General features: G+C 62.8%; 23 protein-coding genes. 9 read left to right on the top strand and 14 right to left on the bottom strand.

Annotation, left to right across the window (positions count from 1 at the left end; genetic code table 11):
* Nucleotides 1-26: 26 nt before the first annotated feature.
* Complete coding sequence (locus M1E10_RS19465) at nt 27-1,049, top strand: Rossmann-fold NAD(P)-binding domain-containing protein (protein ID WP_499174438.1); 1,023 nt, start codon at nt 27-29, stop codon at nt 1,047-1,049.
* A complete protein-coding gene (locus M1E10_RS19460) occupies nt 1,046-1,426 on the top strand; it encodes a DUF6220 domain-containing protein (RefSeq protein WP_499174437.1) in 381 nt (126 codons plus the stop codon). The genes M1E10_RS19465 and M1E10_RS19460 overlap by 4 nt, the downstream gene beginning before the upstream one ends.
* A gap of 36 nt (nt 1,427-1,462) precedes the next feature.
* On the opposite strand, the gene M1E10_RS19455 is transcribed toward M1E10_RS19460, so the two are convergent.
* The 4 genes from M1E10_RS19455 to trxB all read right to left on the bottom strand — a co-directional run bounded on the left by M1E10_RS19455 (nt 1,463) and on the right by trxB (nt 5,265).
* Complete coding sequence (locus M1E10_RS19455; protein ID WP_499174436.1) at nt 1,463-2,584, bottom strand: alkene reductase; 1,122 nt, start codon at nt 2,582-2,584, stop codon at nt 1,463-1,465.
* A 53-nt stretch (nt 2,585-2,637) separates the two neighbouring features.
* Entirely contained in the window at nt 2,638-2,952 is a 315-nt protein-coding gene (locus M1E10_RS19450; protein WP_499174435.1) for an ArsR/SmtB family transcription factor, read from the bottom strand.
* 427 nt (nt 2,953-3,379) lie between these two features.
* Complete coding sequence (locus M1E10_RS19445; protein WP_499174434.1) at nt 3,380-4,282, bottom strand: LysR family transcriptional regulator; 903 nt, start codon at nt 4,280-4,282, stop codon at nt 3,380-3,382.
* Nucleotides 4,283-4,290: 8 nt separating this feature from the next.
* Nucleotides 4,291-5,265, bottom strand: coding sequence for an NAD(P)/FAD-dependent oxidoreductase (trxB, locus tag M1E10_RS19440; RefSeq protein ID WP_499174433.1), 975 nt, complete (start codon nt 5,263-5,265; stop codon nt 4,291-4,293).
* A 230-nt stretch (nt 5,266-5,495) separates the two neighbouring features.
* On the opposite strand from trxB, the gene M1E10_RS19435 reads away from it, so the two are divergent.
* Entirely contained in the window at nt 5,496-5,963 is a 468-nt protein-coding gene (locus M1E10_RS19435) for an Lrp/AsnC family transcriptional regulator (RefSeq protein WP_499174432.1), read from the top strand.
* Nucleotides 5,964-5,995: 32 nt separating this feature from the next.
* Here the strand turns inward: M1E10_RS19435 and M1E10_RS19430 are convergent, their stop codons facing one another.
* Genes M1E10_RS19430 through greA form a run of 3 tightly spaced genes read right to left on the bottom strand, consistent with a single transcriptional unit; the run spans nt 5,996 to nt 8,737 of the window.
* A complete protein-coding gene (locus M1E10_RS19430) occupies nt 5,996-7,186 on the bottom strand; it encodes a capsular polysaccharide export protein, LipB/KpsS family (RefSeq protein ID WP_499174430.1) in 1,191 nt (396 codons plus the stop codon).
* A complete protein-coding gene (locus M1E10_RS19425) occupies nt 7,183-8,247 on the bottom strand; it encodes a glycosyltransferase family 4 protein (protein WP_499174429.1) in 1,065 nt (354 codons plus the stop codon). Before M1E10_RS19425 ends, M1E10_RS19430 begins: the two co-directional genes overlap by 4 nt.
* Before the next feature lie 13 nt (nt 8,248-8,260).
* Nucleotides 8,261-8,737: a transcription elongation factor GreA gene (gene greA, locus M1E10_RS19420; protein WP_499174428.1), complete on the bottom strand. Its 477-nt coding sequence runs from the start codon at nt 8,735-8,737 to the stop codon at nt 8,261-8,263.
* 229 nt (nt 8,738-8,966) lie between these two features.
* On the opposite strand from greA, the gene M1E10_RS19415 reads away from it, so the two are divergent.
* The gene (locus tag M1E10_RS19415; protein ID WP_499174427.1) at nt 8,967-10,199 is read left to right on the top strand and encodes a putative DNA modification/repair radical SAM protein; all 1,233 of its coding nucleotides are present in this window, start codon (nt 8,967-8,969) and stop codon (nt 10,197-10,199) included.
* Complete coding sequence (locus M1E10_RS19410) at nt 10,199-11,659, top strand: uracil-DNA glycosylase family protein (RefSeq protein ID WP_499174426.1); 1,461 nt, start codon at nt 10,199-10,201, stop codon at nt 11,657-11,659. The genes M1E10_RS19415 and M1E10_RS19410 overlap by 1 nt, the downstream gene beginning before the upstream one ends.
* Before the next feature lie 26 nt (nt 11,660-11,685).
* Here M1E10_RS19410 and M1E10_RS19405 read toward each other — a convergent pair whose 3' ends face one another.
* The 7 genes from M1E10_RS19405 to carB form a co-directional block, all read right to left on the bottom strand.
* Nucleotides 11,686-13,233 carry an MFS transporter gene (locus M1E10_RS19405; RefSeq protein ID WP_499174425.1) on the bottom strand — a complete coding sequence of 516 codons (1,548 nt, stop codon included), beginning with the start codon at nt 13,231-13,233 and terminating at the stop codon, nt 11,686-11,688.
* Nucleotides 13,234-13,338: 105 nt separating this feature from the next.
* Nucleotides 13,339-13,809 (bottom strand): SRPBCC family protein, encoded by a 471-nt coding sequence (locus M1E10_RS19400; RefSeq protein ID WP_499174424.1) that lies wholly within the window; start codon nt 13,807-13,809, stop codon nt 13,339-13,341.
* 1 nt (nt 13,810) lies between these two features.
* Nucleotides 13,811-14,254: an SRPBCC family protein gene (locus M1E10_RS19395; protein WP_499174423.1), complete on the bottom strand. Its 444-nt coding sequence runs from the start codon at nt 14,252-14,254 to the stop codon at nt 13,811-13,813.
* Nucleotides 14,251-14,592 carry an ArsR/SmtB family transcription factor gene (locus M1E10_RS19390; RefSeq protein WP_499174422.1) on the bottom strand — a complete coding sequence of 114 codons (342 nt, stop codon included), beginning with the start codon at nt 14,590-14,592 and terminating at the stop codon, nt 14,251-14,253. Before M1E10_RS19390 ends, M1E10_RS19395 begins: the two co-directional genes overlap by 4 nt.
* A 114-nt stretch (nt 14,593-14,706) precedes the next feature.
* On the bottom strand, nt 14,707-14,901 hold the full coding sequence (locus M1E10_RS19385; protein WP_029618752.1) for a DUF2283 domain-containing protein: 195 nt from the start codon (nt 14,899-14,901) through the stop codon (nt 14,707-14,709).
* On the bottom strand, nt 14,898-15,155 hold the full coding sequence (locus M1E10_RS19380) for a DUF4258 domain-containing protein (RefSeq protein ID WP_499174421.1): 258 nt from the start codon (nt 15,153-15,155) through the stop codon (nt 14,898-14,900). The genes M1E10_RS19385 and M1E10_RS19380 overlap by 4 nt, the downstream gene beginning before the upstream one ends.
* A gap of 10 nt (nt 15,156-15,165) precedes the next feature.
* Complete coding sequence (carB, locus tag M1E10_RS19375) at nt 15,166-18,651, bottom strand: carbamoyl phosphate synthase large subunit (RefSeq protein WP_499174420.1); 3,486 nt, start codon at nt 18,649-18,651, stop codon at nt 15,166-15,168.
* A 258-nt stretch (nt 18,652-18,909) separates the two neighbouring features.
* Here carB and M1E10_RS19370 point away from each other — a divergent pair, with 258 nt between their 5' ends.
* The 4 genes from M1E10_RS19370 to M1E10_RS19355 all read left to right on the top strand — a co-directional run bounded on the left by M1E10_RS19370 (nt 18,910) and on the right by M1E10_RS19355 (nt 23,084).
* Nucleotides 18,910-19,653 carry a DUF1868 domain-containing protein gene (locus M1E10_RS19370; RefSeq protein WP_499174419.1) on the top strand — a complete coding sequence of 248 codons (744 nt, stop codon included), beginning with the start codon at nt 18,910-18,912 and terminating at the stop codon, nt 19,651-19,653.
* 84 nt (nt 19,654-19,737) lie between these two features.
* Nucleotides 19,738-20,403, top strand: coding sequence for a glutathione S-transferase (locus M1E10_RS19365; protein ID WP_499174418.1), 666 nt, complete (start codon nt 19,738-19,740; stop codon nt 20,401-20,403).
* Between the two features lie 90 nt (nt 20,404-20,493).
* Nucleotides 20,494-21,396, top strand: coding sequence for a neutral zinc metallopeptidase (gene ypfJ, locus M1E10_RS19360; RefSeq protein WP_499174417.1), 903 nt, complete (start codon nt 20,494-20,496; stop codon nt 21,394-21,396).
* A 305-nt stretch (nt 21,397-21,701) separates the two neighbouring features.
* Nucleotides 21,702-23,084, top strand: a complete 1,383-nt coding sequence (locus M1E10_RS19355) for an MATE family efflux transporter (RefSeq protein WP_499174415.1) — start codon at nt 21,702-21,704, stop codon at nt 23,082-23,084.
* Nucleotides 23,085-23,099 lie beyond the last annotated feature (15 nt).

Below are 23,099 nucleotides of genomic sequence, written 5' to 3'. Positions count from 1 at the left end.
CCAGCCATCAACGGATGGAGATTGCGATGACAAACGATATGATCCCGACCCGGACGGCCCTCGTCCTCGGAGCGACGGGGGGAATTGGCGGCCATGTCGCCCGGGGACTGCTAGCGAGGGGTTGGACGGTGCGGGCCTTGAGCCGTGGCGCGAGTGCCGGTCGCCAGCTCGATCCCCGATTTCAGTGGCATAGGGGCGACGCTCTCAATGCCGAAGATGTGCGCCGTGCCGCGGAAGGCGCCGACCTCCTCGTGCACGCCGTCAATCCGCCCGGATACCGGGATTGGGACAAGCTGGTGCTGCCGATGCTGGAGAATACCATTTCGGCGGCGAGAGCGGTCGGCGCCCGGATCCTTCTGCCGGGTACCGTCTACAATTACGGGCCGGATGTCTTTCCGGTCGTCACGGAAGAGAGCCCCCAGAATGCCTTGACCCGCAAAGGCAAGATCCGGGTCGAGATGGAGCGCCGCCTGGAGGCTGCGGCGGTGGACGGTGTTCCGGTCCTGATCGTGCGGGCTGGCGACTTTTTCGGCCCCGGCGCCGGCAACAGCTGGTTCTCGCAAGGGGTGATCAAGCCGGGGAAACCGGTGACGTCGTTCAGCAATCCCGGCAGACGCGGGATGGGACACCAATGGGCCTATCTGCCCGATGTCGCCGAAACCATGTTGCGGCTCGTGGATCGCGCCAATGACCTGCCGCCGTTCGCACGCTTCCACATGGGAGGTGTCTGGGACCATGACGGGGAGCAGATGAGACTGGCGATCGGGCGCGTTCGAGGCGGCCCGGTTCAAGACAAGCCGTTTCCCTGGTGGCTGCTGCGTCTCGCCGCCCCCTTCGTGCCGATGTTTCGGGAGCTCAACGAGATGCGTTATCTCTGGCGTACGCCGCTGCGGCTGACCAACGACAAGCTCGTGGCCTTCCTCGGGGAGGAGCCGCAGACGCCACTCGATGTTGCCATGCTCGCCACCTTGAAGGATCTCGGTTGCCTGGATGCGGACATTAGTTCCTTCGCGCCTGCCCAGCATCGGGACAGGGGAAGGGTGGCATGAGACACGCAGTGGCAAAGACCTGCCCGAACCGTTCCGGCTTCCGTCTCCTGGCTCTGGCGCTGCCTGTGGCGATCCTGTTCCAGGTCTATCTGGCCGGGCTCGCCATCTTCTCGGACGGTTCTCACTGGGCGCTTCATGGCGCGATCGGCGGCGCCATCGCTGTCCCGATCATCGCGTTGGTGGTGATGGCCTGGCTCAGCCCGCCGCTTCGCCGGCACCGGCTCCTGACGGCTCTGCTGTTCGGGCTCTATGTCCTGCAGTTCGTCTTCATCATCGTGGGCGAGGGATGGGGATTTCTGCAGGCACTGCATCCGGCCAATGCGGTTGCCATCACGGTGGCAGCAGTCCTCCTCGCAAAAGAAGCATGGTCCGAATGAAGATGGTAGGGGCGCCTTGCGGCGCCCCTACGGATATCAGGCTGCGGCGTCGAGCGCCGGGTAGTCGGTGTAGCCCTTGGCGCCGCCACCATAGAAGGTGCTGCCGTCCGGCTCGTTGAGGTCCGCACCAGTTTGGAAGCGCTCGACCAGATCCGGGTTGGCGATGAACAGGCGTCCGAAGGAGACCATGTCGGCGCGGCCGGTTTCCACGGCCTGCATGGCAGTGTCGCGGTCGTAGCCGTTGTTGACCATCCAGCCCGCCTTACCGCCGGCGTCGCGGTAGACCGCCTTGAAGGCATCGTAGTCGAAGCTGGTGCCCTCATACTGGAAGCTGCGGTCGCCGCCCGTCGCTCCCTCGATAACGTGGATGAAGGAGAGGTCGCGCGTCGCCAGCTGTGTCGCGACGTAGTCGAAGACGGCCTGGGGATCTTCGTCGGAAATGCCGTTGGCGGGCGTCGTCGGCGACAGTCGGATGCCGGTGCGGCCGGCGCCGATCTCTTCCGACACGGCATCGACCACTTCGAGCAGGAAGCGGGCACGATTTTCGATCGAGCCGCCGTAGTCGTCGGTCCGCTGGTTGGCGCCGGTCTTGAGGAACTGGTCGATCAGGTAGCCATTGGCAGCATGGATCTCGACGCCGTCGAAGCCTGAGTCCATGGCAGCGCGGGCAGCCTTGCGGAAGTCATCGACGATGCCCGGAATTTCAGATGCTTCAAGGGCACGGGGAGCGGATGTCTCGACGAATTCTCCGGTGCCGTCCGCATTGATGATGTAGGTCTTGCCGCCGGCCGGGATCGCCGAAGGCGCGACCGGGGCTGCGCCGTTTGGCTGCAGCGAGACGTGCGAGACGCGACCGACATGCCAGAGCTGCGTGACGATCTTGCCGCCCTTGGCGTGAACGGCGTCGGTGACCTTCTTCCAGCCATCGATTGCCGGCTGCAGATAGAGGCCGGGAACGTCGGCATAGCCTTGGCCCTGGTGGGTGACCGGCGTGCCTTCCGTGATGATCAGGCCGGCGGTGGCGCGCTGCTCGTAATAGGTGACGTTCAGGTCGTTAGGCACGGCCCTCGGCGAGCGGTTGCGGGTCAGAGGAGCCATGGCCAGGCGGTTGGAGACGTCAATGTCGCCGAGCTTCATCGCATCAAAAAGTGTGGTCATCGGAAAATATCCTTGGGATGTTGGCAGGACTTCGGGAGAGGGAAGTAAGGTGATCAGAGCGTGTTTTTCAGCTCATCGAGGAATGCCTGGATGGCCTTTTCATTGCGCCGGTAGAACGACCATTGGCCAACGCGGTTGATCTCGACGAGACCAGCCTTCTCAAGCGTCGCGAGATGGGCGGAAACGGTCGACTGCGAGAGCCCGCAGCGCTTTTCAAACTGATTGGCACAGATACCCATATCCAGCGGGTGGGCCTGGGATGAAAAATGCGCTTCCGGCTCGCGCATCCACTCTAGGAACTCGACCCGGGCGGGATGCGACAGCGCCTTGAGGATCTCTGTCTTGTTTACCGGCACAAAATCGTTCATCACCGATATATAGATCGGGATTTATCGATTTAAAGGTGCGCCCTCAATGAGAGGCCAAAAAAATAGGGCCGGATTTCTCCTGGCCCTGAAATGTGAAGGTTCAAACCTCCAGAGGGGAACAGCTGGTAGCAGCAACTACGGGTCGCGGGCCCCAGCTGACAATAATATGGGAAGTTGATCGGGACCGGACAAGACAGCGGGCGAACACCGGGCAAAAAAAAGGGCCACCGAATTGCTTCGGGGCCCTATAGGTATGAAGGTCAAAAACCTCCAGAGGGGAACAGCTGATGCGGTGGAACTGGGAGGAAAGCCACCGTGTGCATCAACTGAGTGCGATATGGTCGTTATTTGTGCAGTGAACAATGCATAAATGTGCAGGACAGCCATGCAGGTTGCGCAGGCCTGCGCAAAGCTGCCTAGAAACCGCTCAAAAACTCCAGTTTCGGGCTTTCGACACGACGAAATCCCGGAAGGCCTTGAGCTTCGCGGCGTTCTTCATTTCGTCCGGATAGCAGAAATAGGTGTCGAAGGAGGGAATGTCGGCGGCAAGCGGGAGCTGTATCAACCCCGGATCGCGACCGACGATGTAGTCGGGCAGTACGGCGATCCCGATTCCCAGCAGGCAGGCCCGCTTGATTGAGGTCTGGCTGTTGATCTGCAGGTGCGGATTGCGGGGATTGTCGGATGACCTTCCGGCCGTTTCCAGCCAGTTGACGTCCAGCAGGTAGTTCGGTGCTGGCTCTCCGAAGGTGATGATCTTGTGGTCGTCCAGATCCTCGATCGTCTGCGGCTCGCCGAAGCGGTTGATATAGGAGGGCGCGGCATAGACGTGCATGTGGACGGTGAAGAGCTTGCGCTGGATGAGGTCGGACTGCTGCGGCTGGCGGAGCCGGATGGCGCAGTCGGCGTGGCGCATGTTGACGTCGAGTTCCTCGTTGTCGAGCAGCAGCTGGATCGACATGTCCGGGTAGAGTTGCAGAAATTCCTGCACCTTGTCCGTCAGCCAGCCCTGTCCGAGGCCGACGGTGGTCGTGACCCTGAGCTTGCCGGAGGGCTTGTCAGTCGTCTCCGTGAGCTGCATCTTGACGGTTTCGAGCTTCAGCAGCACGTCATGGGCGGTGCGGTAGAGCAGTTCCCCCTGTTCCGTCAGGATCAGCCCGCGAGCATGGCGATGAAAGAGCTTGACGCCGACGTCCTGCTCCAGCGCGCTTACCTGCCGACTGATGGCCGACTGAGACAGATGCAGCTTGTCTGCGGCATGGGTGAACGAACCCGCTTCCGCCGCAGCGTGGAAAATCCGCAGTTTGTCCCAGTCGAGAGGTACACCCATGCTTCACACTATTCCGCGGCTTGAGCGACCGGCTGAATGCCAGCCAGATATCGTTCAGCCTCGAGTGCCGCCATGCAGCCCAGACCTGCAGCCGTGATGGCCTGGCGGAAGCTGTCGTCGGTGACGTCGCCGGCGGCAAAAACCCCCGGAACGTTCGTGGCGGTGGAATCGGGAGCCGTCCAGAGGTAGCCGTTCGGCTTCATCTTGAGCGTGTCCTTGAAGAGTTCGGTGGCAGGCGCGTGGCCGATGGCGACGAAGACGCCGTCGATCGTCTGGTCGCTGATGATGCCGGTGCGGGTGTCGCGCAGGCGTACGCCATTGACAGAGGGCGGCATCGGTGGCCTGGCCGGCTCGCCGACGATTTCAGCGATCTCGGTGTTCCACATGACCTTGACGTTGGGTCGCTGGAAAAGGCGTTCCTGCAGGATCTTCTCCGAACGGAAGCTGTCGCGGCGGTGAACCACGGTCACGGTCCTGGCGATGTTGGAAAGATAAAGCGATTCTTCGACCGCCGAATTGCCGCCGCCGACCACGATCACGTCCTTGTTGCGATAGAAGAAGCCATCGCAGGTGGCGCAGGCGGAAACGCCGAAGCCCTGGAAACGCTGTTCGCTCTCGATGCCGAGCCACTTTGCCTTGGCACCGGTGGCAATGATCAACGTGTCCGCACTCCAGACGGCGCCGGAATCGGTGCGCACGGTGAAGGGGCGGCGCGACATGTCCACCTCGGTGACGATGTCATTGACGATCTCGGCGCCGACATGCGTCGCCTGCTTGAGCATCTGCTCCATCAGCCATGGCCCCTGGATGGGGTCGGCAAAGCCGGGATAGTTTTCGACATCCGTGGTGATCATCAGCTGCCCGCCCTGTTCCATCCCGGCGATCAGGACGGGGCGCAGCATGGCGCGCGCGGCATAGACGGCAGCGGTATATCCGGCGGGGCCAGAGCCAATGATGAGAACTTCGGTGTGACGGGCAGACATGGCCTTCCTTTCGGCAGCTGATCGCAGTGCGGGTGCGCCCACACATATAGGAAGCAGGGTCGCGATCCACCGCTTTTGTCGCAGCATTTAAGAGTGATCCATGCATTACATCAAGGGCAGCCTTGCATTTACAACAGAACAGTTACTCCAAGGCCGTGAATAGGCTGTCCGGTCTGCTTGCGTTCAATCCGCTTTTGGCTAATAGGTTCGGAAAATTGAAGGGGAAGAGCGTGCTTCGCGCCGATCTGGACGCCATAGACATCAAAATTCTGCGTGAACTGCAGCAGGACGGGCGCATGACAAATGTCGAGCTCGCCGAGCGCGTCGGTATCTCGGCGCCTCCCTGTCTGCGCCGCGTGCGCAAGCTCGAAGAAGCAGGGATCATCGAGGGCTACCATGCGCTCCTCAACGGGCCGAAGCTCGGCTACGATCTCGTTGCCTTCTGCATGATCGGCCTGAAGCGGCAGTCCGACACCGATCTCAAGTCCTTTGCAGCACGGGCGCAGACCTGGCCGATCGTGCGGGAGGCCTGGATGGTCTCCGGCGACAGCGACTTCCTGCTGCGCTGCACGGCGGAAAACCTCAGCATCTTCCAGAACTTCGTCATCGAGGTCCTGACGGCGGACGAGCACGTCGACACGGTGCGGACCATGCTGACGATCCGGCAGGTGAAGCGGTTGGGTCTAGTCGAGGTCTAAGGCGCGTTCACCGTCTTCCGCTTGCGGCCATTTCAAGCCGTCGAGCGCTCCACGAATTCCTTCAGAAGAAGGCCGTGCTGATCGGTCCCCTCTGCGCGACTGCGCAGGGCGGCGACCATCGCGGGATCAGCCCTGTTCATGTCCCCCTTGAGCAGGAAGACGTTGTAGACGTAGCGCAGGAACATGTCGCGGAGGGCGGCGTCCGGCTCCCACTCTCCCAAGCTGTCGAAAGCGGACAGCAGCTCGTCGTCATCTCCCGCCTGAAGCACGAGACCATTGACGTCATAGGGCGCATTGCCGAGCGTGATGACCTTCTTTTGAAGGAACAGGCTCTCCAGACCTACTGTCGAATTCATGACGACGACGGAGTCGGCGCCTTCGATCAGGCTGCGCGTCTCGTTGTGGTTGGCGAACAGGATCCGGTCATGCGCCTTGACCTGGCCGCGGATCGACAGCGGGAAGCTTGGATGCTCCTTGATGACGAAGGTCGTCTCCGGCCGCTTGTCTGCCAGACGCTCGATGACCTGGTAGAACTGCACCATGTTCTTGATCCAGGGTGAATGGACCAGCACCTGCATGTCGCTCGGCACCTGGAACGGCACGAAAATGTAGGAGGGGGGCAGGCTGATGGCTTCCGCCTGCTTCTGCTTGGAGGCGCGCCGCACAAGCGCGGTCGGCAGCTCCGCCCCGATTTTCGTCTCCATCATCCGGTAGAACGCCGGGTCGCGGGGCAGGGTGCTGTCGTAGTTGATACCCAGTCTGTCGTACTGAAGTGTGCCTGGAAAAAAGCCGAGTTCGATCACCAGCCGCTCGCGCCCCAGGGCCTGGCTGACGGCCAGTGTCAGCGCGTCGGGCATCAGGAAGCCGTTGAACACCAGCGCACGCGCCTCGGGATGGTCCTCAAAATAGCTGATGATGAGCGCGGCGGAAATGCGGGCCCGGGCGCTCGCCACCGCGCGGTAGATCGCCGCTGCCAGCGGATTGCCGTAGAACCAGCCGATCCGGATGCGGCGACGCAGGAGATTGTGCTCCACGAGCGGCTGCAGATCGACCGTCCTGTTCCTGCCGAAGGTCGCAGCCGCAAGCCCCCGCCACCCTTTGCGCGCAACGAGCTCGCGGACGATCCTGGAGAGTTCGAGCGGAATGGTGAGGACACCGCCGTCGGCGGCTTCGCGGATGCTGGTGAAGTGCTTGCTGTGCCCGATGAATTCGACTGTTTTCATTGGGCGTCCCGACGAGCCGACAGAAGGCCAGCATAGATCTTGTCCAGGGCCTCCGCCTCGCGCGCCAGTGCAAAATTGTTCGCGACATGCCGCAGGCCGGCTTCCCCATGCGCTTGTGCCAGATCGGGGTTGGCCAGGTAGACCGCAATGGCATTTCGGAGGAGCTCGTAAGCTCCGGCAGGGACCACCGCTCCGGTTTCGCCGCTCACAATCTGCTCAGCATAGGCGCCGGCGTCGCTGGCAACGACCGCGGTCCGCGACGCCATGGCCTCGAGCGGGGTGAGGCCGAATCCCTCGTTTCGGGAGGGCGCGACATAGAGGTCCAGGCGCCGGTACCACGGTTTGATGTCGTCGACCTCACCAAGAAAGCGGATACGGTCGGACAGGCCGGCCACTTCGACGGCTGACTTCAATGAGTCGCCAAACGCCTGATGCTCCGCCGTGACGCGGCCGCAGACCACAGCTGTCCAGTCGGGGTATTGCGGTAGAAGCTCGATCATGGCCTGGACGAAAAGGTCAGTGCCCTTCTGGTGACGAACCCGGCCAAAGCAACCGACCAGATGCTGTCCGGGAAGTCCCGTCGCCACGAAGCCGTCTTCATTCCCGCGCGGCGGATGGAAGACGTCGAGATCAACGCCGTGACGGATCACCGTGTGGGGCACCTTCAGGAAGGATCCGGACCGCTTACTGGTGGCGACCACGGCATCCATCTGGCGCAGCAGCCATTTCGTGTAGCCGCTGTGGCTGCGCTGGGCGGCAGATGTGAAGAGCAGTTTCAACGGCATGCGCAGGACCGCCTTCAACAACAGGCCGACCAGCATTTCGTTGTTGCGGCGCGCATGCCAGACCCGCCAGCTGTGACCGGCCGGACGCTGCCAGAGCTGCGGCAGCTGAGACCATTGCATTTTCGGCAGGTCATCCGGCAGGCCGGGTCCGAGGGTCGCGATGCCGCGGCCCTGTCGCACCTGTTCAGGCACCAGTTGCACCACCGTCGAGGTCACGCCGGAAAGCCTTCGCTTGAAATGCGGTGCGATCACGGTGATGTCGCGGAGGGAGGACAAGCGGCTCAGCCCTTCAGCCCCAGGTGAGGGCAAGGATCTCGTAGGCCTTGGAGCCGCCCGGCGCGTTGACCTCGATCGAGTCGCCGACTTCCTTGCCGATCATGGCGCGGGCGATCGGGGACGAGACGGAGATGCGACCAGCCTTCACGTCGGCCTCCTGGTCTCCGACGATCTGGTAGATCTTCTCCTCGTCGGTGTCTTCGTCGATGAGCTTGACGGTCGCGCCGAACTTGACCTTGTCGCCGGACATCTTCGACAGGTCGATGACTTCTGCCCGTGCCGTCAGATCCTCAAGCTCGCTGATGCGGCCTTCATTGTGGCTCTGCGCTTCCTTTGCGGCATGATATTCCGCATTTTCAGAAAGGTCGCCATGGGCGCGCGCTTCGGCGATCGCCTCGATGATGCGGGGACGCTCCTCCTGCTGACGCCAGCGCAACTCCTCGTGCAGCTGGGTAAAGCCGTTCTGCGTCATCGGTACCTTTTCGACCATTCTCTTGTCCTTCGCATTGCGGACGCGCTGTTCGCGGCCACAAAAAGAAACAGGTTCCGTAGCGACACCACGGAACCATCCACACACCAAATTTTCCGGAACTATAACAGATCAATCGCCGTCATTTCCAGCGATTTCGAAGTGGAGCTTTGAAACGGTCTTTCAAGGGCAGCCAGTCCGCAAAACCGCCGGTTGACGGCTGGGTCAAGAACATATAGTGAACGTGCTAATGAAGAAAAGTCTCAAAGAACGGTTGGCGATTCTATCCGACGCGGCGAAATACGACGCCTCCTGCGCATCGAGCGGCACCGTCCGCCGCTCCTCCGCCGAGAGCGGCGGCCTCGGCTCCACGGAGGGATCGGGCATCTGTCACGCCTATGCGCCCGACGGTCGATGCATTTCGCTGCTGAAGATCCTGATGACGAACTTCTGCATCTATGACTGCGCCTATTGCATCAATCGCTCCTCCAGCAATGTCGAGAGGGCACGGTTCTCGGTGGAAGAGGTGATCTGGCTGACGCTGGAGTTCTATCGCCGCAACTACATCGAAGGCCTGTTCCTGTCCTCTGGCATCATCCGTTCCTCGGACCATACGATGGAAGAAATGGTGCGCATCGCGCGCGAACTGAGGACCACCCATAACTTCCGTGGCTATATCCATCTCAAATCGATCCCCGAGGCATCGCCGCATCTGATCGAGGAGGCCGGGCTTTATGCAGACCGATTGTCGCTCAACATCGAGCTGCCGACCGATGCCGGGATTGCCCGTTACGCGCCGGAAAAGCAGCCCGCCGGCATTCGCCGGTCGATGGGCGCGCTGCGTCTCAAAATCGAGGAGATGGGCGACAAGACGTTGCAGACGAAGCGCACACGCAGGTTTGCGCCGGCTGGGCAGAGCACGCAGATGATTGTCGGTGCCGACGGTGCCAGTGATGCGACGATCCTGGGGACCAGCGCGCGGCTCTACGGCAGCTACGGCCTGAAGCGCGTCTACTACTCCGCCTTCAGCCCGATCCCGGATTCGTCGAAGAATCTGCCGCTGATCAAGCCGCCGCTGATGCGCGAGCACCGGCTCTACCAGGCCGACTGGCTCTATCGCTTCTACGGTTTCAACGTCGGGGAGATTACCTCCACGCGGGAGGACGGGATGCTCGATCTCGATCTCGATCCGAAACTGGCCTGGGCGCTGGGTCACCGGGAGCAGTTTCCGGTCGACGTGAACAAGGCGGAGCGGGAGATGCTGCTGCGGGTGCCGGGCCTCGGCACGAAGACGGTCAAGTCGATCCTGTCCTCGCGGCGCTTCACGCGGCTGCGGCTGGAGGACCTGAAGCGGCTTGGCGTGTCCTTGAAGAAGGTGCAGCCCTTCATCGTCGTCGATGGTTGGACTCCGCATCGGCTGGAAGACCGGCCGGATCTGCGTGCCATGTTCCAGCCGAAGCCGGAACAGCTGTCGCTGCTCTGATGTATACGGTGAGGCTGAAGGGCAGGGGCGATCTCGGCGAATGGCGTGACGCGGCACGGGCGTTCCTGCAGGGCGGGGTGCTGCCGGAACGGATCGTCTGGGAGTTGGCTGGCGCCGCGGAAGGCCTGTTTGCCGCCGAGCCGAACCATCTGCCGCCGCCATTGCCGCAGATCGGACCAATCTCGGTTCCGCCCGATTTCGTCAAGCTTGCCGGCGCCGTCGTCTGCCATTCCGATCCCGGGCGGTTCGCGCTGCTCTATCGCCTGTTGTTCCGACTGATGTATCAGCGCCGGCTCCTCGACGTGCTCACGGATGCGGATGTGGTGGCGGCACGGCAGCTGGCGAAATCGGTTGGCCGCGACTACCACAAGATGACGGCCTTCGTCCGCTTCAAGGAGATTGCTCTGCCGCCCGATACCCCGGGACGGCGGCAGTTCGTCGCCTGGTTCGAGCCGGATCACTTCATCGTCGAGCGGGTCGCTCCGTTCTTCCAGCGGCGTTTCACCGACATGGACTGGCTGATTGCGACGCCGAAGGGATCGGCTTCCTGGGACGGCGATACGCTGCGCACGACCGACGAGCCGGCGCGCAAGCCTGACCTGAAGGACGAGACGGAAGATCTCTGGCGCACCTACTACGCCTCGATCTTCAATCCGGCGCGCCTGAAGGTGAAGGCGATGACGTCGGAGATGCCGAAGAAATACTGGAAGAACATGCCCGAGGCGGATCTTATCCCCGGAATGATCGCCAATGCGGAGCGTAGCGTCCTGGAGATGGCGGCGAAGGCGGCCAGCGAGCCCCTGCCGTTCCATCACCGAATCCAGGCGGCAGCAGCGCAGGCACCGGCCGCGCCAGAGCTGCCGCCGGGCACGCTGGCGAGCCTGAAAGAAGAAGCACGGCACTGCACCCGCTGCGATCTGCATTGCATGGCAACGCAGACGGTGTTCGGCGAGGGACCTGACAAGGCGAAGGTGATGGTCGTCGGCGAGCAGCCGGGCGACCAGGAAGACCTGGCCGGCAAGCCGTTCGTCGGACCGGCGGGACAATTGTTCAACGACGTCCTGCGCGAGGCGGGCTTCGACCGCCGTTCGCTCTACGTCACCAATGCGGTAAAGCATTTCAAGTACGAGGCACGGGGCAAGCGGCGCATCCACCAGAAGCCGAACATGGGCGAGATCCAGCAGTGCCGCTGGTGGCTCAGCCAGGAGATCGAGCTGGTGAAGCCGAAGCTGGTGGTGGCCATGGGCGCCACGGCCTATTTTGCGCTGACCGATGAAAAGCAGAAACTTCCCGATGTGCGCAGCAAGCCGATGCCCCTGGACGGTGGAAGGACACTGTTCGTGACAGTGCATCCCTCCTATCTGCTGCGAATTCCCGATGGCGAGCAGAAGGCGGCGGAGCTTCTGCGGTTCAAGCGGGACATTGAATCAATCCAATCGCTTGCGCGTTCTTTCTCATGAACTGATTCAGGGGCGTGTGAGCTTGTTCAATGCCGCGGTGCAAGCGCCTCTTCGTCGATATGCGCGCGTGCGTAGACCTTCGCCGCGATCACGGCGAGGAGCACGAGCGTGACGGTTGCCACAAGGCAGCAGACCGCAAACCCGAGTGAGAACCCAGCCTTGGCCGTCTCCAGCCATACCGCCGATGCGGGGTCCGTGAGCGCTTGCGCGGTTTCGACGGCGCCGGCCAGGGTGGCGGAGACGGCCTGTGCCTGCGTGTCGGTCAGGCCGCTCAGATCCGCACCCTTCATGGTCATCCGGTAGACGAGGGTGGCCAGGCTGCCCAGGAGGGCGATGCCCAAGGCGCCACCGAATTCGGCACCGGTTTCCGAAATCGCCGATGCGGATCCGGCTCGTTCCGGCGGTGCCGTCCCGACGATCAGTCCGGTGGTCGTGAGGACGACAGGAACGAAGCCGAGGCCGATGATCATGCTGGAGCCCAGGATGCCGAAGAGGTTCTCGGCATAGGCGGCGATCGCCATCGACGCCGTTCCGACGGCGTTGACCAGCAGTCCGCCCACGACCGTGCGGACCGCTCCGAAGCGGTTGGTGAAGCGGTAGGCCTGGAAGGACATCACGGTGAAGACGAAGGCCGATGGTATCGACCACAAGGCCGCCTCCAGCGGCGAGAGGCCGAGCACCAGCTGCAGGAAGAGGTTCTGGAACAGGAAGACGCCGAACACGAAGAAGACGCCGGCAAGATTGACCATGAGCGAGGCCGTGAAGGCGGGGATGCGGAAGAGGGCAAGGTCGATCAGCGGATCGGCCAGATGTTTCTGGCGCCGCACGAATGCTATCCCCACGATCAGCCCGATGGCGATGTAGAGGAGCTGCGATAGCTGGAAGCCGTCGGCGGCCATGTGCTTAACGCCGTAGATGACGGGGAGGACGGTTGCGAGCGACAGCGCAACACTTGCCAGATCCAGGCGGCCGGCCTCCTCGTTGCGGTATTCCGGCAGCAGGAACGGCGCCACGGCCAGCAGGATCATCATCACGGGGATGTTGATCAGGAAGACCGATCCCCAGTCGAAATACTGTAGCAGGACGCCACCGATCAGCGGGCCGACGAGACCGCCCAACGCAAAGGCCGTACCCCAGATGCCGATGGCACGGTTTCGCTCACCCTCGTCCCGGAAGAGGTTGACGATGAGCGAGAGGGTCGAGGGGGCGATCGTCGCGCCCGCAACGCCAAGTAACGCTCTTGCGACAATCAGTTGCCCGGCGGTGCTCGAGAAGGCTGCGAAGGCGGACGCGACGCCGAAAGAGAAGGCGCCGATCAACAGGACGCGCCGGCGTCCGATCCGGTCTCCGAGCGTTCCCATGGTCACCAGGAAGCCGGCGACCATGAAGCCGTAGATATCGTTGATCCAGAGCAGCTGCGCCGCCGATGGGTCGAGGTCGGCGACGATTGCCGGCATGGCCAGAAACAGGACCGAGAGGTCCATGGAATAGATCAGGCAGGCGATCGACAGGACGCAGAGGCCGATCCATTCACGGCGGGTCGCCCGCTCCGGCGTTACAATACCCTCGGCCATTTCATCCTCCCGAAAAGCCGGCGGAGATTTCCCCGATTTTTCCAGCTTGGCAAGTGCCCATCGCCCTGTCCCGGTCACAAGACGGGGTGCCGCAGGCCAGCCCTGTTACGCCAGCGTCTGCGGCCCGGTGACATAGGCATCCAGCCGTGCCAGCGTCTGCTTGCCGCCGTCCTCCGCGCCGAGTTTCATCGTCTCCGCGCGCGCTTGCGCCGTCGGGAACTGCAGCAGGATGGTGATGCGCGTGCCGTCGCCTTCGGCGTCGAGGGTGATGGTGCCGACAAACCATGGGGGTTCTCCCACTTCGGCGCCATGGTCATAGACGATGCGTTCGGGCGGGGTAATCTCGGTATAGCGGATCCAGTTCGGCCAGTCCTTGCCGTCCGGCCCGTGCATCGTGTAGCGCCACATGCCGCCGACGGCGAATTCCATTTCATGGGTTTCGGTCTTGAAGCCGTCCGGCCCCCACCACTGGTCGAGATGACCGGCCTCCGTCAGCATCTTGAAGACCAGTTCGCGCGGCGCGGCAATCAGCCGGTGGACTGCAAGGCTTGTGTTCGGATCGGGGTTCACGGTCATGTCAGCGGGCTCCGGCCAGTTCGAGAAGATTTTCCAGACGATCGAAATTCTGTTCGTTTGCGGCGGCTATGAACTTCTGCAGCGCCAGGTTTTCCTCCGTGGGTTGAAACAGCATGCGCCAGTGAAGACGCGTGCCGCCATCCTCCGGCAGGAAGTCCATCTCCATGGTGTAGACGTGCATGGGTTCGTGGTGGAGGAAGACGATCCGCCGGTCCGGCACGATCTGCTGGAACGTCGACCGGTTGGCGAAGTCGGTGCCGTTGGAGGCGGTCATGGTGATCTGCCACAGGCCGCCTGGGCGGAAGTCGAAGGCGCCCATCGTGTTGGTGAAACCATGCGGGCCCCACCAGAGCTTCAGCTTCTCGGGATCGGCGAAGGCATCGAAGAGCGTCCCAGGATCGACGCCAAACAGGCGCTCGTTGAGGATCTCCATCTGGTCTGTCATTCCGGTTCCTCCTTCTCGGCCGGGCTTTGCAAGGTGGCGAGATAGGTCTCGAGCCTGTCGAGCCGTTTTTCCCAGATCGCCCGGTAGTCGCCCAGCCAGTCATCCACCTGCTCCAGGGGAGCCGCCTCCAGCCGGCAGGGGCGCCATTGGGCGTTGCGGCTGCGGGAGACAAGCTTTGCACGCTCCAGCACCTTCAGGTGCTTGGAGACCGCAGGCAAGCTCATGGCGAAGGGGGCGGCGAGCTCGTTCACCGTTGCCTCGCCCTGTGCCAATCGTGCCAAGATGGCGCGGCGGGTCGGGTCGGCAAGGGCGGAGAGGGTGGTGGAGAGCTGATCCATTTACGCTATTTAGCCGGTCGGTTAATTAACTTTATGGATAAATATATCCTGGCTCAGCCGGAGTCAAGATTTGGCGATGCTGGGGGGCTGGTGGAGGTGAGATTGAAGGGGAGTCTAAGCCGCATCCTCAAGCGCTGCCGCTGGCAAGTTCGCACGGGCGTTCAGAACTTCGAGGCCGACGATGCGACCATCCCGATCATAGTCGAGCATGATGCCTTGAGAAACCTCTTCGGTTTCCAGCACCGGCTCGCTGGAGAAGCGGATATAGGCAGCATCGGCTGCGGCATCATATTCGAGCTTCGGCTTCATTGCGGCATCCGTGCCTTCCGATCGAGGAATGCAGTGATTATACGGATTGCCGTCTCCGTTTCCAAGCAGATTACCCGAAGAACCCTGCCGTCGCATTCCGGGATTCGGCGATACCGTCTTTCCGTCGGGGGACCTGACGGATCTGCTTCCCGCCATTCGGGCTCGTAGACCGTCCTTTCGATACATGCCGTTTGCAGTTGCCGCTCCGACATCACCGTTTCCGCATGGAGGGTGAAGTGGAGCGGCTTTCGCATGGCTGATCCTTTAGAAGTAGCTTTGCAGCGGCCGGACTTCGAGACTGCCGGCCTTCAGGGCCCTTATGGCCATGGCCGCAGCTTCGGCGCCGGCCATCGTGGTGTAATAAGGGACCTTCTGCATCAGTGTGGCGCGGCGCAGCGACTTGGAGTCGGAAATCGCCTTGTTGCCGTCGGTGGTGTTGATCACCAGCTGGACCTGCCGGTTGCGGATGGCGTCCTCGACGTGTGGGCGACCCTCCAGAACCTTGTTGATCTTGGTGGCTGCAATGCCCTGTTCAGCCAGGAAGCGGGCCGTGCCGCCGGTCGCCATGACCTTGAACCCGCACTCCATGAGAATGCGGATGGCCGGCAGCACGCGCGCCTTGTCCTCGTCGCGAACGGAGACGAAGACCGTGCCGTCGCGCGGAAGTTCGACGCTGGCGCCGAGCTGCGACTTGGCGAAGGCGAGGGCAAAGTCGGTGTCGAGGCCCATGACTTCGCCGGTGGAGCGCATTTCCGGGCCGAGCAGGGTGTCGACGCCGGGGAAGCGGGCGAAGGGGAAGACGGCTTCCTTGACGGCGATGTGCTTCAGGTTGCGCGGATCAGGCTTTGCACCGTAGGCGGTGATCGCCGCGTCCAGCTTCTCGCCGGTCATGATGCGGGCGGCGATCTTGGCGATCGGCGCGCCGATTGTCTTTGCCACGAAGGGCACGGTGCGCGACGCCCGCGGGTTGACCTCGAGAACATAGATCACGCCGTCCTTGATGGCGTACTGCACGTTCATCAGGCCGACGACGTGGAGTGCCTTGGCCATGGCGGCGGTCTGGCGTTCCAGTTCGTCGAGCGTCTCTTCGGAGAGCGAGCGGGACGGCAGCGAGCAGGCCGAGTCGCCCGAATGGATGCCGGCCTCTTCGATGTGTTCCATGATGCCGGAGACGAAGACGCTTTCGCCGTCGCACAGGGCGTCGACGTCGACTTCGACCGCATTCGTCAGGTAGCTGTCGAAGAGGAGCGGGTTCTTGCCGAGCAGCGTGTTGATCTGGCCCGTCTTGTCGTTCGGATAGCGCTGCTTGATGTCTTCCGGTACCAAGCCCGGAACCGTGTCCAGCAGGTAGCTCTGCAGCATCGATTCCGAGTGGATGATCTGCATGGCGCGGCCGCCGAGCACGTAGGATGGGCGCACGACCAGCGGGAAGCCGATCTCGGCCGCAACCAGGCGGGCCTGTTCGACCGAATAGGCGATGCCGTTGTTCGGCTGCATCAGGTCGAGCTTCGTCAGCAGCTTCTGGAAGCGGTCGCGGTCTTCGGCCAGATCGATCATGTCGGGTGCCGTCCCGAGGATCGGGATGCCGTTCTTTTCAAGCGCTTCGGCAAGCTTCAGCGGGGTCTGGCCGCCGAACTGCACTATGACGCCGACCACTTCGCCCTTTTCCTGCTCGGCCCGCAGGATCTCGATGACGTCCTCGGCCGTCAGCGGCTCGAAGTAGAGACGGTCGGAGGTGTCGTAGTCGGTCGAGACTGTTTCCGGGTTGCAGTTGATCATGATGGCTTCGAAGCCTGCATCCTTCAGCGCGAAGGCGGCATGGCAGCAGCAGTAGTCGAACTCGATGCCCTGGCCGATGCGGTTCGGACCGCCGCCGAGGATGACGACCTTCTTGCGGTCGGAGACTTCCGCTTCCGAGCGCAGGCTGCCCACGAAGGGCGTCTCGTAGGTCGAGTACATGTAGGCCGTCGGCGAGGCGAATTCGGCAGCGCAGGTGTCGATGCGCTTGAAGACCGGGCGCACGTTCAAACCGTTGCGCAGTTCTGCCACTTCCTTCGGACGCTTATGGCTGAGGCTGGCGAGGCGCGCGTCGGAGAAGCCCATGGCCTTGAGGGCGCGCAGGTTCTCGGCGTCCTGCGGCAGGCCGTGCTCGCGCACGCGGGCTTCCATGTCGACGATCGCCTTGAACTGGCTGATGAACCAGGGGTCGATCTTGCAGGCCTCGTGGACCTCGCCTTCTGGCATACCCATGCGCAGCGCCTGGACGACCATGCGCAGACGGTCCGGTGTCGGCGTGCCGATGGCGGCGCGGATGGCGTTGTTGGCATTCTCGCCGTCTTCGAGGCCGGGGATCTCGATCTCGTCGAGGCCGGTGAGGCCGGTTTCGAGACCGCGCATCGCCTTCTGCAGGCTTTCGGCGAAGGTGCGGCCGATCGCCATGACTTCACCAACGGACTTCATGGCGGTGGTCAGCGTCGGCTCGGCGCCGGGGAATTTTTCAAAGGCGAAGCGCGGGATCTTGGTGACGACATAGTCGATCGACGGCTCGAAGGAGGCCGGCGTCGCGCCGCCGGTGATGTCGTTGTCGAGTTCGTCCAGCGTATAGCCGACAGCGAGCTTGGCGGCGACCTTGGCGATCGGGAAGCCTGTCGCCTTGGACGCCAGCGCCGAGGAGCGCGAGACGCGCGGGTTCATCTCGATGACGACGAGGCGGCCGTCCTTCGGGTTGACGGCGAACTGGACGTTGGAGCCGCCGGTCTCCACGCCGATCTCGCGCAGCACCGCAATCGAGGCGTTGCGCATGATCTGGTATTCCTTGTCGGTCAGCGTCAGCGCCGGCGCGACAGTGATGCTATCGCCGGTGTGGACGCCCATCGGGTCGATGTTCTCGATCGAGCAGATGATGATGCAGTTGTCCGCCTTGTCGCGGATCACCTCCATCTCGTATTCCTTCCAGCCGAGCACGGACTCTTCGATGAGCACTTCCGTCGTCGGGGAGGCGTCGAGGCCGGAGCCGATGATCTCGAAGAACTCGGAGCGGTTGTAGGCAATGCCGCCGCCGGTGCCGCCCATGGTGAAGGAGGGGCGGATGATGGCGGGCAGGCCGATGGCGTCGAGGGCCTGCGCGGCGATCGCCATGGCATGGTTCATGTAGCGCTGCTTGCGGTCACTTTCGCCCAGGTTCCACTGGTTTTCCAGTGCGTCAAGCGCAGTGTCGAGATCGGCGCCGGTGAGGCTTTCGCGAAGCTTGACACGCTCGGCCTCGTGCACGGCGCGGTCCTGCTCCTTGATGTCGGTGGCGTTCGCCAGCATCGACTTCGGCGTCTCGAGGCCGATGCGGGCCATGGCTTCGCGGAAGAGCGCGCGGTCTTCGGCCATGTCGATGGCGGCCGGCTTGGCGCCGATCATCTCGACATTGTAGCGGTCGAGCACGCCCATGCGCTTCAGGGAGAGCGCCGTGTTCAGCGCCGTCTGGCCGCCCATGGTCGGCAGCAGCGCATCCGGGCGTTCCTTGGCGATGATCTTGGCGACAACCTCGGGCGTGATCGGCTCGATGTAGGTCGCATCCGCAAGGCCCGGATCGGTCATGATGGTGGCCGGGTTGGAGTTGACCAGGATGACCCGGTAGCCTTCCTCCTTCAGCGCCTTCACCGCCTGCGTGCCGGAATAGTCGAACTCGCATGCCTGGCCAATGACGATCGGACCCGCGCCGATGATGAGGATCGATTTGATGTCTTGGCGCTTCGGCATGGGCGTCTTCCAGTTTTTTGGTGCGCGAAAAGCCGGCCAGGGCAAATTACCGGCCGGGGCGCGCATGGAGGGTCTTTTCAGGCTAGAAGCGGCTTATAGGGAATTGTGCGGCAGAGCGGAACCCCGGAAATTGCGAATCCAAACGGAAATTTCACCCGGAAGCGGCATCAATTGACCTGCCTTATCCGTCCGGGATGTCACACCTAAGAGGCATTCCCGATTTACATGCTGCTCTATGTGTCACTCGAGGATCATTCGATGAACGCTCCCGACATCTCGCCCTATCTGCTCATGCTTGCGAAGTCTCTCAACGCTGGCGTCCCCCGACACCTCGGCGAGCGATATGACGCGCAAGGCGTTTTCCTGCCCGAGCCGGGAAATACGGTCGTGTGCCATATCATCGCGGGCTCGGAGACGGAAAGCGCTCTTGCCGAGGCCCGGTCGCGCTGCATCGAGATGCAGGGGGCGAGCCGTATCGCCTTCACCCCGCTATCCAGCCTCCACATGACCCTCTTCCAGGGTGTGATCGAATATCGGCGCAGCAGGGAGCACTGGCCGGCAGACATGCCTCTCGAGACGCCAATCGACGATATGACTGCTATCCTACGGAAGCGGATAGATTATTTCGCTGGCGGACCACCTTTTAGAGTCCGGATGGTAGAAGCCTTGCCGACCGGCCTCATCCTCCAAGGCGCTTCGGAATCCGACAACCGCAGCTTGGCAATCTGGCGCGACCGGCTGGCAGATCTGTTCGGGTATCGGCACCCGGATCATGACAGCTACGTCTTTCACATCACGTTCGGCTACATGATCGATTGGCTGCCTGACGAGACGCTCGGTGACTGGCAGAGGATGCTCCGGGAGGTGACGCAGGATATCCAACGGCGTGCGCCGATCCTGGAGCTGAAGCCTCCCGCCTTCAGTTCATTCGACGACATGAACCGTTTCGACGAGCTTGTTGTGCTGCCGGTACAGGATCATTCGCTGCTATCTGGAAACTGAAGCCGTCGAAAACCGTTTTAGCTGGTTGCGCGTATCAGGTGACGAAGCGCCCTTTCGGCAACCAGGCGCTACCCGGAGCAACAGATGATCAAGCTGCACTATCTCGACAATTCGCGCGCCCATCGCATCCTTTGGCTCCTGGAGGAGCTGGGGCTCGAATATGAGGTCGAGATCTATCATCGGGGCAGCGACATGCGGGGGCCCGAAAGCCTGAAGGCGGTGCATCCGCTCGGCAAGTCTCCGATCATCGAGGATGACGGCCGGGTGATCGCCGAGAGCGGGGCCATCGTCGAGTATCTGGTCGAGACCTACGGTAGCGAAGAACTGCGGCCGACAGGCGGCGAGGAGCGGCTGCGGTACACCTATTGGCTCCATTATGCGGAGGGGTCGGCGATGCCGCTGCTTCTGCTGAAACTGATCTTCGCACGGCTGCCGGGGCAGGTGCCCTGGTTCCTGAAGGCGCCGGCCAGCCTGATCTGCAAGGGCGTCTCCCGGACGCTGGTCGAGCCGCAGCTTCGCGATCATGTCCGCTTCTGGAACGGCGAACTTTCTCGTGAGGGCTGGTTTGCGGGCGCAAGCTTCTCTGCTGCCGACATCATGATGAGCTTTCCGGTGGAAACAGCGATGAGCAGGATCGATGAGACGAAGGACCTGGCCGCCATCCGCAGCTATCTTGCCGCGATCCGGGCACGACCTGCCTATCAGCGCGCCCTGGCTCGCGGCGGCGCTTACGTCTATGCAGAGAGCTGAAGCTTTCGCTGCCCTTAAGCGGGGAGTGGAACGCTTTGACCAGCCCGGTATTATGGGCGGTAGAAGAAGCAGCAGCAGAGGACGCTTGCCATGGAATGGAAAGGCCGCCGACAGTCGAACAATGTCGAGGATCGGCGCGGAGCGGGCGGGCGCAGTCCCCGCGGTGGCCTGCGGATCCCCATGGGTCGCGGCGGCGTGCGTCGCGCTGGCGGCGGGCTCGGAATCGGCAGCATCATCCTGATCCTGATCGTCTCCTGGGTGCTTGGCATCAATCCGCTGACGCTGCTGTCCGGTGACACCGGCTCCACCGGTGGCGGCTACGAGCAGCAGCAGACCCAGAATGCGGCGCCCGCAAACGACGAGACGACGGCCTTCGTGCGCACCGTGCTTGCGGAGACGGAGGATACCTGGAACGGCATCTTCCAGGCCGGCGGCGAGACCTATCAGGAGCCGACGCTCGTGCTGTTCTCCGGTCAGGTCGAGTCGGCCTGCGGCTTTGCCTCCTCGGCAACCGGGCCCTTCTACTGCCCGGGTGACCAGAAGGTCTATCTCGACACGGCCTTCTTCCAGGACCTGCGCCAGCAGTTCGGCGCTTCCGGCGATTTTGCCGAGGCCTATGTGATCGCCCACGAGGTCGGTCATCACGTGCAGAACCTGCTCGGCATCCTGCCGCGTTTCAACCAGGCGCGTCAGCAGATGAGTGAAGTCGAAGCGAACCGGATGTCCGTGCGTGTCGAACTGCAGGCGGACTGCTTCGCCGGCGTCTGGGGCAAATTCACCGACCAGAAGGGCATTCTGGAGCAGGGCGATCTTCAGGAAGCGCTGAACGCGGCCCAGCAGATCGGCGACGATACGCTGCAGCGGAAAAGCCAGGGCTATGTGGTGCCGGAGAGTTTCAACCACGGCACCTCGGCGCAGCGGATGGAGTGGTTCCGCCGCGGTTTCGAAAGCGGTGACATGAACAGCTGCGACACCTTCTCGGCCAACCTCTAGCAGGCTGGCAGCCGGTCAAGGTGACCCGGGATCCCCACGGAGGTGGAGACAATCCGCCTCCTTTCGGTCTTCGTGCCGGGAAGGTTCCGATTCATCATCAGCATCTTTGTCGGCTGCATCAACAAGATTGAAGCGTCGCATGTTGTCTCCGCGCGTGGCTGCGGCTAAGTCACGTGTTCGCCTGCCGAACTTTCGGGGCCGGGAAAGGGGCGGTGCTTGTCGTAGATCGGCAGCTCCTCTCAAGGCATCCGGAACTGGCCGCGCACTTCTCTGGAGCAGCGGCCTCTTTCATCTGGAGAACGAAGATGTCGAGCCACTCTCCCGCGATGGAGCCCGTTGCTGCGGATAACAGCTGGCGCCGCCACATCCGCTCGACGATCAATCTCGGCATCCCCTTCGTCGGGGCACAGCTGGCGCAGATGGCGATCAACACGACCGACGTGATCATGGTCGGCTGGCTCGGCACCACGGAGCTCGCGGCCATCGTGCTTGCCAGCCAGATCTTCTTCATCGTCTTCATCTTCGGGTCCGGCTTTGCCGCGGCCGTCGTGCCGATGGTGGCGCATGCGGTCGGGCGCGGCAATGTCACATCGGTGCGGCGCGCCGTCCGGATGGGCATCTGGGTGGTGCTCGGCTACGGCGCGTTGACGGCGCCGATCCTGTGGTTCTCGGAACCGCTGCTGCTTGCCTTCGGTCAGGAGCCGGAGGTTTCCGCGCTGGCTCAAGGCTATCTGCGGGTCGCGCAATGGGGGATCTTCCCGGCGCTCACCTTGATGGTGCTGCGAAGCTTCCTGAGCGGGCTGGAGCGGGGCAGCATCATCCTCTACGTGACGATCGGCATGTTCCTCGCCAACGCGGTTCTGAACTACGCTTTGATCTTCGGAAACTTCGGCGCTCCTGCCTGGGGCCTCGTTGGTGCCGCCGTGGCGTCCGTCTGCGCCAGCACCTTCGGCTGCGTGGCGATGATGCTCTACATCAACAACCGCGCGGAGACGCATACCTACGAGCTCTTTGTGCGATTCTGGCGGGCCGACTGGGGTGCGATCCGTGAGAACCTGGCGCTCGGGCTGCCGATCAGCTTCACGATCCTTGCCGAAACGAGCCTGTTTGCCGCCGCCTCGCTGATGATCGGCACGATCGGTACGCGCGAACTTGCAGCCCATGGCATTGCGCTGCAGCTTGCCTCTCTTGCCTTCATGATCCCTCTCGGCATGGCGCAGGTCGCCACAGTCCGCATCGGCCTGGCCTATGGTCGCGGCGACATGCTTGGCGTCCGACGTGCGGCGCTGGCGGTTCTCGCAGTCAGCCTCTGCGTCTCGATCTGCGGCAGCACGCTGTTTGCGCTGATGCCTCGGGAACTCGGTGGGCTCTTCCTCGACACCCGCAAACCGGATGCGCAGGCAGTGCTCGACTATGCCGTGTGGCTGATCGTGATCGCCGGCATCTTCCAGATGGCCGATGGCCTGCAGGCGGTGGGCGCCGGGATGCTGCGCGGCCTTAAGGACACCAAGGTGCCGATGCTGCTGGCGCTCGTCGCCTACTGGCCGATCGGCTTTGCCTGCGCCTGGCTGTTCGCCTTCCCGCTCGGCTACGGTGGCCCGGGCGTCTGGTTCGGTTTCGTCACCGGCCTCGGCGCCGCGGCTTTTCTCCTCTGCGGGCGTTTCTATCTGCTGGTCCGGCGGGCATGAAAAAGCCCGCTCGAG

The organism is Rhizobium sp. PK7-22, from assembly GCF_056530405.1.
This window is presented reverse-complemented; position numbering and strand designations above follow the sequence as displayed.

Bases quoted from the DNA above. Each gene is read 5' to 3' on its own strand.
- greA (WP_499174428.1), bottom strand. From the start codon at position 8,737: ATGGTCGAAAAGGTACCGATGACGCAGAACGGCTTTACCCAGCTGCAC.
- carB (WP_499174420.1), bottom strand. From the start codon at position 18,651: ATGCCGAAGCGCCAAGACATCAAATCGATCCTCATCATCGGCGCGGGT.
- M1E10_RS19430 (WP_499174430.1), bottom strand. From the start codon at position 7,186: ATGAAAACAGTCGAATTCATCGGGCACAGCAAGCACTTCACCAGCATC.
- M1E10_RS19370 (WP_499174419.1), top strand. From the start codon at position 18,910: ATGAACGCTCCCGACATCTCGCCCTATCTGCTCATGCTTGCGAAGTCT.
- ypfJ (WP_499174417.1), top strand. From the start codon at position 20,494: ATGGAATGGAAAGGCCGCCGACAGTCGAACAATGTCGAGGATCGGCGC.
- M1E10_RS19385 (WP_029618752.1), bottom strand. From the start codon at position 14,901: ATGAAGCCGAAGCTCGAATATGATGCCGCAGCCGATGCTGCCTATATC.
- M1E10_RS19415 (WP_499174427.1), top strand. From the start codon at position 8,967: ATGAAGAAAAGTCTCAAAGAACGGTTGGCGATTCTATCCGACGCGGCG.
- M1E10_RS19450 (WP_499174435.1), bottom strand. From the start codon at position 2,952: ATGAACGATTTTGTGCCGGTAAACAAGACAGAGATCCTCAAGGCGCTG.
- M1E10_RS19455 (WP_499174436.1), bottom strand. From the start codon at position 2,584: ATGACCACACTTTTTGATGCGATGAAGCTCGGCGACATTGACGTCTCC.
- M1E10_RS19410 (WP_499174426.1), top strand. From the start codon at position 10,199: ATGTATACGGTGAGGCTGAAGGGCAGGGGCGATCTCGGCGAATGGCGT.
- M1E10_RS19355 (WP_499174415.1), top strand. From the start codon at position 21,702: ATGTCGAGCCACTCTCCCGCGATGGAGCCCGTTGCTGCGGATAACAGC.
- M1E10_RS19405 (WP_499174425.1), bottom strand. From the start codon at position 13,233: ATGGCCGAGGGTATTGTAACGCCGGAGCGGGCGACCCGCCGTGAATGG.
- trxB (WP_499174433.1), bottom strand. From the start codon at position 5,265: ATGTCTGCCCGTCACACCGAAGTTCTCATCATTGGCTCTGGCCCCGCC.
- M1E10_RS19380 (WP_499174421.1), bottom strand. From the start codon at position 15,155: ATGCGAAAGCCGCTCCACTTCACCCTCCATGCGGAAACGGTGATGTCG.
- M1E10_RS19365 (WP_499174418.1), top strand. From the start codon at position 19,738: ATGATCAAGCTGCACTATCTCGACAATTCGCGCGCCCATCGCATCCTT.
- M1E10_RS19460 (WP_499174437.1), top strand. From the start codon at position 1,046: ATGAGACACGCAGTGGCAAAGACCTGCCCGAACCGTTCCGGCTTCCGT.
- M1E10_RS19395 (WP_499174423.1), bottom strand. From the start codon at position 14,254: ATGACAGACCAGATGGAGATCCTCAACGAGCGCCTGTTTGGCGTCGAT.
- M1E10_RS19390 (WP_499174422.1), bottom strand. From the start codon at position 14,592: ATGGATCAGCTCTCCACCACCCTCTCCGCCCTTGCCGACCCGACCCGC.
- M1E10_RS19465 (WP_499174438.1), top strand. From the start codon at position 27: ATGACAAACGATATGATCCCGACCCGGACGGCCCTCGTCCTCGGAGCG.
- M1E10_RS19445 (WP_499174434.1), bottom strand. From the start codon at position 4,282: ATGGGTGTACCTCTCGACTGGGACAAACTGCGGATTTTCCACGCTGCG.
- M1E10_RS19400 (WP_499174424.1), bottom strand. From the start codon at position 13,809: ATGACCGTGAACCCCGATCCGAACACAAGCCTTGCAGTCCACCGGCTG.